Raw genomic sequence first — 13,442 nt, 5'->3', positions numbered from 1 at the left:
ATGAACGTAATGGGCTTATACTCAGGTATAGATATGAGCATGGTCGAACAGATTATGGAGGCGGAACGAGCTAGAGGCGCTCGTTTTACTCAACAAAAAGAAAAGTATACGAAGTCTCAAAATGCATGGAGAGATATGAATACCCGTCTGGATTCTTTATATAAGCGTCTGGAAGATCTTCAGCAACCAGATACTTTTAATTCTAAGTCAGTGAAAATGACTGGTCCATCTAACGTTGGAGTAACTGCGACCAGTTCTGCAGCAACTGGTCATTACCGTGTTCAAGTTCAGCAATTAGCCACGCAAACGCGTTTGGTAGGTGGAAAAGTTAATATTCCTGAGGACGGAGACATACGTACAGCTCTTGGACTGACTAAAGGTGAAATCACTTTAAAAATCGGTGAAGATAAAACTGAAACGATAGAGATAGATGAGACTGACAGTTTGCGTTCGATAAGTGATAAAATCAACAACTCTACAGCTAACTCGGGAATAAGATCATCCATTGTTGATAATCGATTAATCCTTACACATACTGAATATGGCGAAAAGACCCTTGTGGTCGGTGGATCACTTGCGAATGATTTGAGATTTGATGGCGTAACAGCAGTTATTGGACAAGTGTCCAAGTTTACGATAGATGGCTTATCTATTACTCGTTATTCCAATACCATTGATGACGTCATTGAAGGATTGACATTTAATCTGACTAATGTACACAATGAAAATGACTCTACAGTGATCTCAGTTACCGAGAATTTGGATAAAGCGGCAGAAGCCCTTCAAAAGTTCGTTGACCAGTATAATTCAACACAAAGCTTTATCAGGTCTCAGCTTAGCGTTGGTGATCCTTCAGCAGAAAACAACCAGACCGGAATGTTAACTGGAGACGGGACACTGATGCGTCTTCAATCAAGTCTGCGGTCTATGATGACTAGTTCAAAATCACATGGGACATCTATAAATGGACTACAGGGTCTAGGCGTAACCATCGACCGTAACGGAACAGCCAGTTTTGATCGTACTGTGCTGGATAAGCAAGTTAGGAACAATCCTGATGAAGTATCGCGATTCTTTTCGTCCAGTGAACGTATAATTGAGACAATAGAAGATGACGAAGTAAATCTTGTAACTAATACGCGTACAGAACGCAAAGGCTTCTCTCAAGATATGCGTACATTCGTCAATCAGTATATTTCCAGCTCCAATGGCATCATTAAATCTAGACGCGACACATTCGACCGTATGATACGAGATGTAAATGACCGTATTACTCGTTTTGAAGAACGCCTGGAGATGCGAAGAAACCGTTATATCAGACAGTTTACTGCTCTTGATACAGCTATGATGCGAGCAGAGTCTCAGATGAATTTCATGTTCAGTCAGTTAGGTATGAATCAGAATAATTAAGGAGAAACAGCTGATGACACCGAGTACAAGTACGATATTCACACTAAAAAAAGAGCACCTTCAGGAGATGTTGGATCGTCTGGTCAATTGGGATCAGTCAGCTGATTCCGCTCAGGACGTTCTGGATCAAAATCAAGCTACCATTGAAGAAATCATCGAACTGGATAAGGATCTTTCTTCAGATGAAATGTCGAACTTTACTGAAAATAACAGACAGCTTATCGAGCAGGTCATTTCAGCTCAGGAGCATCTGATCACAATCATAAAGAAAGAGTCAAAAGAGCTGTCTAAGCAAATGAAGCAAGTTAATAAGCGAGATAAAGTAGTCAGCCATTATATGGACAAGGAAGAGTCACTCTTCGTCGACCGAGAAGTGTAAGAAAGGAAAAAGCTATGAGTTATACATCTGCTTCAAAAGTATATAAGAAAAATCAGATCGAAACAGCTTCACCTAAGCAGTTGGTAGTCCTTCTCTATGAAGGTGCCATCAAATTCATTCGTTTGGCAGAATTGTCCGTCGAAAAAGAAGACTTCAACAAAGTGAACACGAATCTGATCAAAGCACAGGATATTGTAACTGAACTGATGGTGTCACTCAACCATCAGGAAGGTCAAAACGCGATTGCCAGTGAACTTCAATCATTGTACTCATTTATTCTCAGCCAATTGATACAAGCCAATCTAGATAAAGACCAGAAGAAGATGTCAGAAACACGTCACTTGATGTCTGAACTTCTGGAAGCCTGGGCCAGCATTTGATGTTGGTCTTTTTGTATGTTTATAACCGGTTCTCATAGCGTCTACAGAATTACGTACGTAACGTTATTGAAATAATACTAAGAATTGACGATTCATCAATTTTTTCATCATTTTTAAAATAGATGGGTAATATTATTTAGTAGAGAGTTAACTGAAATCATTGAACATTTAAAAATAGTGCACGTTCACAAAAATGTCATAATATACAATTAGTAATATATAATCATTTATCACAAAAAAAGTATGACGAAATTAACCATAACTAGTGCTATTCTATTTCACATGGTTTAGTATTTTTGTTGGTCTGATAACCTTTTTGAGTATCAAACGATATTTGAGAGATGAATGAAAAAAGTTACAATTTTAATTAAAAAGAAATAAGATGTCACAAATCACCATACTAAAGCGGTTTTATGTAAAAAAACCTGTTGCGGCTAGTGATTTTGTTCGATAGAATTATCCACGTTGCTAAAATAATTAGTATATTTATACAGATGTGTTATTTTATCGAGGTGAAAATATGTTTACTGGAGCCAATGTCAGTTTAATCAAGAATGCTTTAAATGCTTCTTCAATGAGACAGGAAATGATTTCTTCTAATATTTCAAACGTTAATACACCTGGATATAAAGCTAAACGGGTGGAATTCGAAGATGTCTTGAAGAAAACGATGGACGGATCAGCTATGAGAAGTACACACGATAATCATTTCGGCGTGTCGGACTTATCAGCTGTCAGTCCTCAAATTAAAGAACAGACTGGAAATCGTGTAAGAGAAGATGGAAATAACGTCGCAATCGATACAGAGATGGCTGAGCTGTCTGCCAATGCTATCTATTATCAGGCACTGACGACTCAGTTGAGTAATCACTATGGAACGATTCGTTCTGTATTACGTTAAAGATGAGGAGCAGAACTAATGTCTATATTTAATTCAATGCAGATCAATGCCAGCGGACTGACTCTTGAGCGGTTCAAGTTGGATACGATCTCGACTAATATTGCCAATGTGAATACAACACGTACTGAAGATGGCGAAGGACCTTATATCAAACAGACTGTAGAATTTGAAGAAAACCTTAAGCGGATGACGTCCGGCTTTACAGGCGATACGGCTACTCGAAGTGCGGGTGTGCGTATTACCGGAGTCGAGGCCGATGAAGAGAATGTTCGTATCGTGTTTGAACCGAATCATCCGGACGCTGATGAAGAAGGCTACGTCGTTTACCCGAATGTCGATATGGCCGATGAAATGGTCAATATGATGACCGCCATCCGCACCTATGATGCCAATGTCACAGCAGTCAACAGCAGCAAAGATATGTTGAAGCGTGCACTAGAAATCGGCAGACAAGGCTAACAAATAATTATACTAGAGGAGTATGACATGTGATCAATCCAATGGATCAGCTATACACACAAGCGCTCAATCAAGTCAACAATGCAAGACCAAATAATCTTGTAAATACAGAAGAATCAAACCCAGCAGAGTTTACCAACCTTTTGAAAGATTCTCTGATGACCCTGGAAGGGAAGCAAGCTGAATCTGCACAAGCCGTTCAGTCCCTGATCGATGGTACAGCAGACGACTTACATACAGTAATGATTAAAACAACCGAAGCTCAACTCTCTCTAGAAGTCGCAGTACAGATGCGAAACAGATGTTTAGAAGCATATAACGAAATAAAGAATATGCAGTTCTAGTTTATTTAACGTTATTTTTAGAGGGAGAGTCATAAATGAATAAAGTAAAAGACATCGGCACATCGATTAAGGATGGGTGGCAGCAGCTAGAAGAAAAAAAACGTAAACGCCTCATCATTCTTGTATCGGTTGCTCTGATTTTACTGGGCACGATCGGCTACTTCACTCAAAGAAGGCAGTATACTGTTCTGTTTTCCAACCTGGAAGAGGCTGATGCGGGTGCAATCGTAGAAGATCTGAATGCTCAGAATATGGACTACCGTCTTGAGGATAACGGAACAACGATTCTGATTGACGAGAAGCAAGTAGATAACTACAGAATTAACTTGGCAGTGAACGGGATGATGCCCGAACATTCGACCGGATTTGAAATATTTGATAATACGAATATGATGACAACGGATGATGACCGTCAGATTATGTATCAGCGCGCACTGACTGGAGAACTTGAACGCTCTATTTCTTCGCTGCAGCAAATCGATTCTGCGAAAGTCATGCTGTCTCTACCAGAAGACAGCATTTTCCAGAATCCGGCTTATCGAAGTGAAGCGTCTGCTTCAATAGTCGTTCAGACAAGGGGAACCGTTTCCCAGCAGAACATTCAGGGGATTGCGTCTCTAGTAACGGGAGCTGTTGACAGACTGCCTATGGAAAATGTTCAGATTGTTGATACGAACGGCAATTTGTTGAGCGGGTTCCTTCAATCAGCTGGGGAAGGCATGGCTTCCCCAGCTGACTTATCTTCTAACCAGCAGGGAATCAAGCGGTCGTATGAGAAAGATCTGGAAGAACGGATCTTGTCTCTTCTGGCACCTGTCTATGGATATAACAATTTAAGAGTCGTTGTCAATGCGTCGATGAACTTTGATGTCATTGAAGGTGAGAGCATTGAATTCACTGCTCCGATGACGGGCGAAGATGATGAAAACAGAGAAGGCCTTATAAGAAGTCAGACAGAGAGTTTTGACGGGGCGAGAGATATGCTGGCCGGACTAATAGCCGGTGGAGAAATGCCGGTTGCCGAAGATGGAGATGAAGATTTGTCATCTTCTCTTGACCGGACAATCAACTATGAACTGGATCAGGTGACTGAACGCTATGTCCGTGCACCAGGTGTAGTCGAAGCAATCAATGCATCAGTGGTTGTCAATCAGAATGCTGGAGTTGTACCTGCAGAACCGCAGATCAGCAGGATCATCAGTCGTGCACTTGGGCTGGATAATCAGGCAGAGATTCCTCTCCCTGGAGATGTAACCGTTGAGATATTACCATTTGCTGAAGGTGAAGATCTGGCAATTGGTGGGGGAGACGGCATTATGGATGAACTAGTGAACTTCCTGACATCAAGCTGGTTGTTTATGTCACTTGGTTTAGTACTAGTCATTGTGGCTATTGCAGTTCTGACACTGTTGAAACGTGGAAAAGAAGCTCAGCAGGCTGAAGAGATGGCAGTTCAGGAAGCTATCCAGCCAGAGCCAGTACTTGTACCGGAAGTGGATCCGATCGAACAGATCGACAAAGAAAACGAAGTGCTTCAGCATAAGAACAAAGTTATGTCTGAAAAAGAAGACCGCGTTCGCACTCAGGCAAAAGAGAACCCTGAGCTGGCTGCTGAATTAATGAAAGTTTGGTTAAAAGACTAGAAAGGGTGTCCTTAATTGGCTGAAACAACTGAAAAATTAGCATCCTCTAAAGAAATGGACGGCATACGCAAAGCAGCTATATTTATGATCTCGCTGGGGCCTGAAACCTCAGCGCAGATCATGAAACAGCTGCCGGATAAGTTTATACAAAAAGTCAGCTATGAGATCGCCAATATCGATCACGTCAGTCAGAAGGAAAGAGAAGACATCATTAATGAGTATCTGGAAATGTCCCAGGCCAGAGAATATATTCTTGATGGAGGCTTCGATTATGCCAAAACGTTGCTTAATAAGGCCTTAGGGACTCAGAGAGCGAAAGAAGTCATTGACATGCTGAACCAGATTCAACTGAGGGAGCGGCCATTCAACATCGCTCGAAAAGCCGACCCTGCCCAGCTGACTAACCTGCTTTTAGGCGAACAGCCACAGACAGTCGCACTGATCCTCTGTTATATGCAGCCGGATAAAGCGGCTCAGATTCTGATTAACTTCCCCCCTGAAAAACAGTCGGAAATCGCAGAACGTATTGGTACGATTACCAGTACATCCCCAGCTGTGATCGAAAAAATTGAAAAGGTCATTGAGAGTAAATTCTCTACATATATTGAAAACGACACTGAAAATGTCGGAGGTGTATCGACACTGGTCGAAATCCTCAACCAGGTCGGCCGTACTACTGAGAAAGCCATCGTCGGTGAACTGGAAGAACGTCAGCCTGAACTGGCTGAAGAAGTTAAAGCAAGTCTATTTACTTTCGAAGATATCATCTCTTTACAGAAGAGCGATGTTCAAAAGGTTCTTCGAGAAGTCAGCAACGACGATCTTGTCCTGGCGCTCAAAGGGGTGTCCGACGAGCTGCGTGACTTTATTTTTGACAACTTGTCCACCAGGGCAGTGGAAACCCTTAAAGAGGATATGCAGTTCATGGGACCTGCCCGTCTGTCTGCGGTTGAAGAAGCCCAGCAGAATGTGGTCACGGTTATCCGCCGTTTAGATGAGTATGGGGAAATTTACATTATGCGAGGCGATCAAGATGCCATCATCGAGTAGGATTATTAAATCTGTTCAGGCAAACGCAAGACAGGACAGCGACTGGATCATTGATACAGCTTATCAGTACGAAGAAGAGGCTGAAGAGTACGAAGGCTATAATCAGGAAGCCGCTGATGAACTGGCCCAGGCTAAGCAGAAGAGTTCTCAGCTTATTCAAAAAGCACAGACTGAAAAAGAGATCATGATTCAGGAAGCTGCAGAAGAAATCGCCCGTCTGAAAGAAGAGGCGTATCGGGAAGCATTCGAAGCCGGTCGAAATGACGGCTTTACACAAGGATTTAGGGAAGGACAGTCCCAGGGGTTCGAAAAAGGAAAAGCGGACAGCCAGGAGCTGATGAGTCAGGCAAGAGCCATGATCACAGAAGCTCAGCTTAATATTGAAGAGTATATTCAGGATAAAAAAGACAGCCTGCTTTCGCTTGCGATCCACATGGCTCAGAAAATCGTTCAGGAACAGCTTGACCTGACGCCGGACGGGATTATGGAACTGGTCCATCCAGTCCTTCATCAGCTTGACCGGAAAGAGGATTACGTCAGTCTGACTGTGCATTCTTCAAAGAGGAAAGAGTTGAGAGAACGCCTGCCTATGCTGGAGAAGAATTATCCAGGTGTCAGATTTGTCGTTTTTGGAGATGACAATATCGACCCGTTGGGCTGTATCGTTGAAAGTGCACATAAAGTTGTAGATCTTCAAGTCAGAAAACAGCTGGAAACTATGGTGGAAGAGATGAAAGAAAGAGAACGTGAGATGAATTGATCGATATTCCATTCGAGTTATATCATGAAACGTTGAATAAAAAGGCCGTGGCACTGAAGCACGGGAAAGTCAGCCAGGTCATAGGACTGATAATAAAAGTCGATGGTCTTGACGCCTTTATTGGTGAAGTCTGTGAGATCGAAATCAAGTCCCGATCGAAGACGGTATTAAGTGAGGTCGTTGGATTCGTCGATGAAACGGTTCTGTTGATGCCTCTGGATGATCTGGACGGCATCGGTCCCGGATGTCTTGTTCGGCCTACTGGAAAAGCACTTAAAATAGAAGTAAGTCCCGATATGCTGGGCAAAACATTCGATGGACTGGGCCGGCCACTGAGTCAGGACGCTTTGGAAAACACTGCAACTTATGATGTGAACCGGGCCTCACCAGATCCCTTTAAGCGGCCAAGAATCAATACGATCATGCAGACCGGTGTTAAAGCGGTCGACGGCATGCTGACTGTTGGCGAAGGACAGAGGATGGGGATTTTCGCCGGATCCGGTGTCGGTAAATCAACACTCCTGGGCATGATGGCCAGATACAGCGACGCTGATGTGATCGTTATCGGACTGATCGGGGAACGTGGCCGGGAGGTTCTGGAGTTCATTGAAAATGACCTTGGTCCAGAAGGCTACAAGAAATCCGTCGTCGTCGCAGCCACGTCCGATCAGCCTCCACTAGTCAGACTTAAAGGCGCATACGTTGCAACTGCAATCGCCGAATATTTCAGAGACCAGGGTAAGAAAGTTGTCCTCATGATGGATTCAGTTACTCGTGTCGCTATGGCACAACGTGAAATCGGTCTGGCTACTGGCGAACCGCCGACCACTAAAGGATATACGCCTTCCGTCTTCACGGTTCTGCCAAAGCTTCTGGAACGTAGCGGAAACGCCGAATCAGGATCAATCACGGCTTTCTACACAGTACTGGTTGAGGGTGACGACATGAATGAACCGATTGCGGATTCTGTTCGAGGGATTCTGGATGGGCATATTATCCTTTCCAGACAAATCGCTTCAGAGAACCATTATCCGGCAATCGACATTCAAAACAGTCTCAGTCGATTAATGAAAGAACTCGTCTCAGACAGTCATGATGAAACGGCAGGCAAAATAAGAGAAAACCTGGCCACTTATAGAGAATCCAAAGACCTGATCGACGTGGGTGCTTACCAGCAGGGGTCCAATCCGATTGTTGACCAGGCGATCAGACTGAACCAGCCAATCAAATCATTCTTAAAACAGAAGACGTCAGAATCGTATGACTTTGAAGACACAGTTCAGGCTATGCGAGCTGTTCTGAATAATCAGCCGATAAGATAAGGAGTAGATTGAATGCAGAATTACCGTTTTTCAATGGAAAAAGTACTCGACTGGCGGGAAGACCTGGAAGAAGAAGCCCAGCGGGTCGTGAAGGAAAAAGAAGATGCCGTCCTAATGGAGCAGGCCAGACTTGACAAAATGGTGTCTGAAAGCAGACGACTTAAAAGTGAGAACCTGTTTAAAAGCAGCATCGATCATCTGAAACGTCACAGTCTATACAAAGACCTGCTTGATGACAAAATCATCAGGCAGCGCCTGTCTCTACAGAAAGCGGAGCAGGAGCTTGAACAAGCTAGACTCGGTCTCCAGCTAGCCCATAGAGACAAGAAGGTCATGCAGAAACTGGATGAAAAAGAACATTACCGCTTTAAGGAAGAAGAAAAGAAAAAAGAACAGTCCCAGCTGGATGAACTGACCACCCTGACTTACGGCAGACCATCCCTGTTTTAAATTACATAAGTGACAGTGAAGGGAGGTGAATACGATAGAAATCGCAGCCTTAACCCATTTAAAGACACTCAGTGTTAAAAATAATGAATCTTCTGATGTGGATCAGACGCTTTTCTCTAAAAAAATGGAAAAATTTTCTACCCAGAAAGGCACTCAGGACTCTAAGGATTTAAAAGGTGAATCGTCCCAGACACCGCTTGAATCTGAAGAAATCGAGGATCTTACAGAAGAGGAAGAAGTAGATTTTACACTCATTCATCCTTTCGTCAGACTTCATCAAGGTCTGGAAGAGCTGCCTGTCGAATTAGGTATCACTGCCCTACATAATCAAACCATTGAAGAAAGTGATACTCAAGAGGTACTGAATACTCCCAAAGTAATCAGTACGATTTCACAGTCAGATTTAACTGGTTCACAGATTAATGAAGATCCTTCTGTCTTAAATAAAGAAGTGGATATCTTAATAGAAGAAGGTACTGGTGAAAACATTCAATATGTAGAGACAGAAAATATATCGCTGAACGGCACTCAAAGACTTGAAGAATCTGCAAAGGATGCTTTTAATGACGCATCTAAGCCAGCTCATTCAGATAATAAGCAAGTAGATGATAATAATGAATTAACATCAATTGACTCTATATCTTCTAAAACTAGTTCAGTCGAGTATGAACAGACAGCGGCACGGAAAAATCCGTCTGACTTTGATAGCAATCTAGAAGGTGCACGAGAACAGAAAAATGATTCATTAGAAAGAATGACGGTGCAGTCAGAAAACTCCACAGAAGATATGGAAGGCCAAGAAAAAGATTTGATTTTTGAACCAACTATAAATTCTTCTGTAAAAGAGTCTGACACTCAGAATAGTTCAATCGATATGAAGTCTTTAGAACAGAACCTTTCTCAAATAGCATCTACAGATAAACAGATAGTCAAGGACAGCCCGAAAGTCGAGGCACAGCCATCAACACCAGTAACTCAGGAACAGAGTCTTGAGGTGATAAGTGAGATGCTGATGACTGTCAGTACAGAAAAAAGTGGAGAAAAGATTTATAACTCTACTTTAACTCTTACTCCAGAAACTTTAGGAGAAGTAAAAATTGAACTGATTTATACCAAAGATGGGATAAGTGGCCAGCTTGTTTTCAGCTCTGAAGAATCAAAAGAGTGGATGGAGAAGCAATGGAATCAGTTGAAACTGCCGCTGGAAACGAAGGGTATCTTTATGAATCAGTTTGAGTTTTCAGTTGTGGAACCATCTGCCGTTTTCAATCAGAATGCAGACACATTTGCACAATCCGGTCAGCAGTTTAATCAGCAGTCACAGCAGCAGTCATCAAGTGCTTCACAAACGTCATACGATAGTCGACTTGTAAAAGAAAGTAATGAAGAAAAAGATAATGGAACTGACTCAGAAACTGAGAGAACAGGACTAAATTTATATGCATAAGAAAAGGAGCAGATCATGACTATTCCATCAAATATGATGATCGGATCTTTAAAGTCGATCCAGCCAGAAGCAGAGACACGTCAGAATTCTGATCTTGATATGGAGCAGTTTTTATATATCATAGCAAATGCCATGAGTATGCCTTCATTTGACGGACAGGGAAGCGGCGGCGGTTCTGAGACAGATTATATTGGACAAATGGTCCAGTTCGGTATGCTGAACGCTGTTAATGATTTGAACGACACCATGCAGACGAGTATGCTGATGAACCAGCAGCAGCAGGCACTAAGCCTGGTCGGAAAACAGGTAACCATAGCCGGCAAAGAAGACCAGCTTGTAAAAGGAGCTGTAGAAAAAGTCAGATTCGATGAAGGCTACGCCACTTTAATGGTAAACGGAAAGTTATATCAGATGAACGATGTCATCGAGGTGAGCCAGTAAGATGGTACAGCCCATACAAGGAAATCACCCGATTAAACCTGTCAACAATCATAAAGACATATCTGATCGCAGAATAGATCCTGCTTTCCAGTCATTTATGAAAGAAGCTATCAGAGAAAGCAGTACCCTCACTGAAGGTGTGACCTTTTCGAATCATGCTCAGAAGCGTCTCGATCAGCACGGCTTCAAACTGAACCAGAATGATTTACATTTACTGGAAGAGGCTGTTGAAACGCTTGAGGCAAAAGGGTCCAGGCAGTCACTGATTCTCTACGATGATCTGGCTCTCATTGCCAGCATCAAGAATAAAACAGTTATAACTGCATTAAAAGCAAACGAAATGAATGATGTCACTAATATAGACAGCGCAATACAGATAAACAAAAATAGATAAACGTAAAAGCCGGACTGAAAAGACGCTTTTTTCTGATGACCGACCGATTCAGAAACGTTTAAAAATGGAGGAAATCACATGTTAAATTCAATGTTCTCAGGTATTACAGGAATGAAAGGCCAGCAAACTAAAATGGACGTTATAGCTAACAATATCGCTAATGTGAATACAACGGGATTTAAATCCCAGCGTGTCCGTTTTCAGGATATGATTTCTCAGACTAATGCCAATGCGCAAGGCCCGAACAATAACGGCCGAGGCGGAATAAATGCTCAGCAGGTGGGACTCGGAACACAAGTTGCAGCGACTGACATGATGATGCAAGGTGGTTCACTTCAGTTTACCGGACGTGCACTTGACTTCGGTATTCAAAACGGGGACAATTCATTTTTTGTTGTCAGCCAGGATGGTGGTCAAAGTGGACTGATGCAGTACACGCGTGACGGCGGATTCTATACTGATAATGAAGGAAATCTTACGACATCAAACGGTTTCCGTCTGATGGGATATACAGCAGCTAATGGAGAATTAGTACCTGCTGATTCTTACAACCAGGATACTAGTCTTCAAGGCGGACTGACAGCACTATCTATCCCTCAGGTCAGAGACGGCTTAACTTTACAGGGCTTCAGTATTGACAGTACCGGGACTATTCTTGGAACGTACAGCGATGGGAATGCATATGTCATTGGACGAATCGCCCTTTCAAACTTCTCCAACCCGGATGGCCTTGTAAAAGCAGGAGAGAATATCTATAACCAATCTGCTAACTCAGGTGTTCCTCAGTTTGGTGGACCTTCTGATGACGGATTCGGTGTCGTTCGTTCTGGATTTTTGGAAATGTCAAACGTCGATCTGGCAACAGAGTTTACAGAAATGATTGTTGCGAGTCGTGCTTTCCAGGCCAACAGCCGAAGCATTACTACGTCAGATGAGATGCTGCAGGAACTGATCAACCTGAAACGTTAATTGATAAGCCGGGACGGATAACCGATTAATGGCTTACCGTCCTGACTACTTAATCAGACTGAAAAGAGGCTTAATATGATTGCGTTAAGAACAGTTTCAGGAAAAGAATTTTACCTGAACAATGATTGTATATTAAAAATAGAACGGGATTTTGATACGCTGATTACTCTTGTGGATCATAAAACACTTAGAGTATTGGATACACCTGAAGAAATTGCCGAAAAAGTAATAGTATTTAAACAAAAAATTTATCAGTCATCGATGGGAGTGTAAGAAGTGAAACGAAATTTATTACCCGTTATTGGGTTAGTAGTAGGTCTCGGATTAATATTTGCCTCAATGGCAGCTGACGGTTCCTTGCTTCGATACTTTGATGGACCTTCTTTAATTATAACGTTTGTTGGGTCTTTATCAGCCATCATGATCAGTTTTCCATTAAGCACATTAAAAAAAGTTCCTGCATTATTGAAAATGCTCATGTTTGCACCGGATGAAAATCGCTGGGGATTGATTGAAACGCTAACTCATTTAGCTAAAAAGAGTCGCACAGAAGGCATACTGGCTCTTGAAAATGAGATTAAAGATCTTGATAATCCTGTTTTGATCCATGGACTGGAAATGGTTGTAGATGGAACAGATATCGATACGATTGAAGAAATTTTAAACGTAGAATTGGAACAAACTGAAGATCGACACTCTGTTGGCCAGCAAGTATTCATTAAATGGGGAGAGTATGCTCCTGCTTTTGGTATGATTGGAACTTTGATCGGACTGATTGCCATGCTTGGAGACCTGCAGGATCCTGCTTTGATTGGTTCAGGAATGGCTACTGCCTTACTAACTACTTTTTATGGGAGTCTTCTGGCTAATATTGTCTTTCTGCCGATTGCAAAAAATCTGGAAATTCAGACGGCCAATGAAATGAAAACGAATGAAATGATTGTTGAAGGGGTTTTGGCTCTTCAAAGAGGAGACAACCCTAGAGTAATTGAACAGAAACTTCAGAGCTTTTTGTCTCAGACTGACAAGAAAAGAAAAAAAGAAGAGCAAAAATCTGTAGAAGTAGCTCAAGAATTTTAAGATTTTGATATGT

General features: G+C 42.3%; 17 protein-coding genes. All 17 read left to right on the top strand.

The window, feature by feature from the left end; translation table 11 throughout:
• On the top strand, nucleotides 1-1,410 hold the full coding sequence (gene fliD, locus ABFX15_RS07390; protein ID WP_346024823.1) for a flagellar filament capping protein FliD: 1,410 nt from the start codon (nucleotides 1-3) through the stop codon (nucleotides 1,408-1,410).
• A 13-nt stretch (nucleotides 1,411-1,423) separates the two neighbouring features.
• On the top strand, nucleotides 1,424-1,789 hold the full coding sequence (locus ABFX15_RS07385; RefSeq protein ID WP_346024822.1) for a hypothetical protein: 366 nt from the start codon (nucleotides 1,424-1,426) through the stop codon (nucleotides 1,787-1,789).
• Nucleotides 1,790-1,803: 14 nt separating this feature from the next.
• A complete protein-coding gene (gene fliS, locus ABFX15_RS07380; RefSeq protein WP_346024821.1) occupies nucleotides 1,804-2,169 on the top strand; it encodes a flagellar export chaperone FliS in 366 nt (121 codons plus the stop codon).
• A 496-nt stretch (nucleotides 2,170-2,665) separates the two neighbouring features.
• Nucleotides 2,666-3,070 (top strand): flagellar basal body rod protein FlgB, encoded by a 405-nt coding sequence (gene flgB, locus ABFX15_RS07375; RefSeq protein ID WP_346024820.1) that lies wholly within the window; start codon nucleotides 2,666-2,668, stop codon nucleotides 3,068-3,070.
• An 18-nt stretch (nucleotides 3,071-3,088) separates the two neighbouring features.
• Complete coding sequence (flgC, locus tag ABFX15_RS07370; RefSeq protein WP_346024819.1) at nucleotides 3,089-3,529, top strand: flagellar basal body rod protein FlgC; 441 nt, start codon at nucleotides 3,089-3,091, stop codon at nucleotides 3,527-3,529.
• A 29-nt stretch (nucleotides 3,530-3,558) separates the two neighbouring features.
• Nucleotides 3,559-3,873 carry a flagellar hook-basal body complex protein FliE gene (fliE, locus tag ABFX15_RS07365; RefSeq protein WP_346024818.1) on the top strand — a complete coding sequence of 105 codons (315 nt, stop codon included), beginning with the start codon at nucleotides 3,559-3,561 and terminating at the stop codon, nucleotides 3,871-3,873.
• Between the two features lie 35 nt (nucleotides 3,874-3,908).
• Entirely contained in the window at nucleotides 3,909-5,516 is a 1,608-nt protein-coding gene (fliF, locus tag ABFX15_RS07360) for a flagellar basal-body MS-ring/collar protein FliF (RefSeq protein ID WP_346024817.1), read from the top strand.
• A 54-nt stretch (nucleotides 5,517-5,570) separates the two neighbouring features.
• A complete protein-coding gene (gene fliG, locus ABFX15_RS07355; protein WP_346024855.1) occupies nucleotides 5,571-6,566 on the top strand; it encodes a flagellar motor switch protein FliG in 996 nt (331 codons plus the stop codon).
• Nucleotides 6,517-7,326 (top strand): FliH/SctL family protein, encoded by an 810-nt coding sequence (locus tag ABFX15_RS07350; protein ID WP_346024816.1) that lies wholly within the window; start codon nucleotides 6,517-6,519, stop codon nucleotides 7,324-7,326. The genes fliG and ABFX15_RS07350 overlap by 50 nt, the downstream gene beginning before the upstream one ends.
• A 5-nt stretch (nucleotides 7,327-7,331) precedes the next feature.
• Nucleotides 7,332-8,648, top strand: a complete 1,317-nt coding sequence (gene fliI / locus ABFX15_RS07345; RefSeq protein WP_346024854.1) for a flagellar protein export ATPase FliI — start codon at nucleotides 7,332-7,334, stop codon at nucleotides 8,646-8,648.
• A gap of 12 nt (nucleotides 8,649-8,660) precedes the next feature.
• Nucleotides 8,661-9,098 (top strand): flagellar export protein FliJ, encoded by a 438-nt coding sequence (gene fliJ / locus ABFX15_RS07340; RefSeq protein ID WP_346024815.1) that lies wholly within the window; start codon nucleotides 8,661-8,663, stop codon nucleotides 9,096-9,098.
• A gap of 25 nt (nucleotides 9,099-9,123) precedes the next feature.
• Entirely contained in the window at nucleotides 9,124-10,545 is a 1,422-nt protein-coding gene (locus tag ABFX15_RS07335) for a flagellar hook-length control protein FliK (RefSeq protein WP_346024814.1), read from the top strand.
• 15 nt (nucleotides 10,546-10,560) lie between these two features.
• Nucleotides 10,561-10,986: a hypothetical protein gene (locus tag ABFX15_RS07330; protein WP_091480955.1), complete on the top strand. Its 426-nt coding sequence runs from the start codon at nucleotides 10,561-10,563 to the stop codon at nucleotides 10,984-10,986.
• A gap of 1 nt (nucleotide 10,987) precedes the next feature.
• Nucleotides 10,988-11,380, top strand: a complete 393-nt coding sequence (locus ABFX15_RS07325) for a TIGR02530 family flagellar biosynthesis protein (protein ID WP_346024813.1) — start codon at nucleotides 10,988-10,990, stop codon at nucleotides 11,378-11,380.
• Between the two features lie 78 nt (nucleotides 11,381-11,458).
• Nucleotides 11,459-12,349: a flagellar hook-basal body complex protein gene (locus ABFX15_RS07320; RefSeq protein WP_346024812.1), complete on the top strand. Its 891-nt coding sequence runs from the start codon at nucleotides 11,459-11,461 to the stop codon at nucleotides 12,347-12,349.
• A gap of 75 nt (nucleotides 12,350-12,424) precedes the next feature.
• Nucleotides 12,425-12,622, top strand: coding sequence for a flagellar FlbD family protein (locus ABFX15_RS07315; RefSeq protein WP_346024811.1), 198 nt, complete (start codon nucleotides 12,425-12,427; stop codon nucleotides 12,620-12,622).
• A 3-nt stretch (nucleotides 12,623-12,625) separates the two neighbouring features.
• Nucleotides 12,626-13,429: a motility protein A gene (locus ABFX15_RS07310; protein WP_346024810.1), complete on the top strand. Its 804-nt coding sequence runs from the start codon at nucleotides 12,626-12,628 to the stop codon at nucleotides 13,427-13,429.
• Nucleotides 13,430-13,442 lie beyond the last annotated feature (13 nt).

This window comes from Alkalibacterium indicireducens (assembly GCF_039522005.1).
GTDB classification, from domain to species: Bacteria; Bacillota; Bacilli; order Lactobacillales; family Carnobacteriaceae_A; genus Alkalibacterium; species Alkalibacterium indicireducens.
Note: the sequence above shows the minus strand (reverse complement) of the source record. Positions and strands in the feature narration are given on the sequence as shown.

Coding starts and splice junctions, on each gene's coding strand:
- ABFX15_RS07330 (WP_091480955.1), top strand. CDS start 10,561: ATGACTATTCCATCAAATATGATGATCGGATCTTTAAAGTCGATCCAG.
- ABFX15_RS07315 (WP_346024811.1), top strand. CDS start 12,425: ATGATTGCGTTAAGAACAGTTTCAGGAAAAGAATTTTACCTGAACAAT.
- fliJ (WP_346024815.1), top strand. CDS start 8,661: ATGCAGAATTACCGTTTTTCAATGGAAAAAGTACTCGACTGGCGGGAA.
- ABFX15_RS07385 (WP_346024822.1), top strand. CDS start 1,424: ATGACACCGAGTACAAGTACGATATTCACACTAAAAAAAGAGCACCTT.
- ABFX15_RS07350 (WP_346024816.1), top strand. CDS start 6,517: ATGGGGAAATTTACATTATGCGAGGCGATCAAGATGCCATCATCGAGT.
- ABFX15_RS07325 (WP_346024813.1), top strand. CDS start 10,988: ATGGTACAGCCCATACAAGGAAATCACCCGATTAAACCTGTCAACAAT.
- fliD (WP_346024823.1), top strand. CDS start 1: ATGAACGTAATGGGCTTATACTCAGGTATAGATATGAGCATGGTCGAA.
- fliS (WP_346024821.1), top strand. CDS start 1,804: ATGAGTTATACATCTGCTTCAAAAGTATATAAGAAAAATCAGATCGAA.
- fliF (WP_346024817.1), top strand. CDS start 3,909: ATGAATAAAGTAAAAGACATCGGCACATCGATTAAGGATGGGTGGCAG.
- flgC (WP_346024819.1), top strand. CDS start 3,089: ATGTCTATATTTAATTCAATGCAGATCAATGCCAGCGGACTGACTCTT.
- ABFX15_RS07320 (WP_346024812.1), top strand. CDS start 11,459: ATGTTAAATTCAATGTTCTCAGGTATTACAGGAATGAAAGGCCAGCAA.
- fliG (WP_346024855.1), top strand. CDS start 5,571: ATGGACGGCATACGCAAAGCAGCTATATTTATGATCTCGCTGGGGCCT.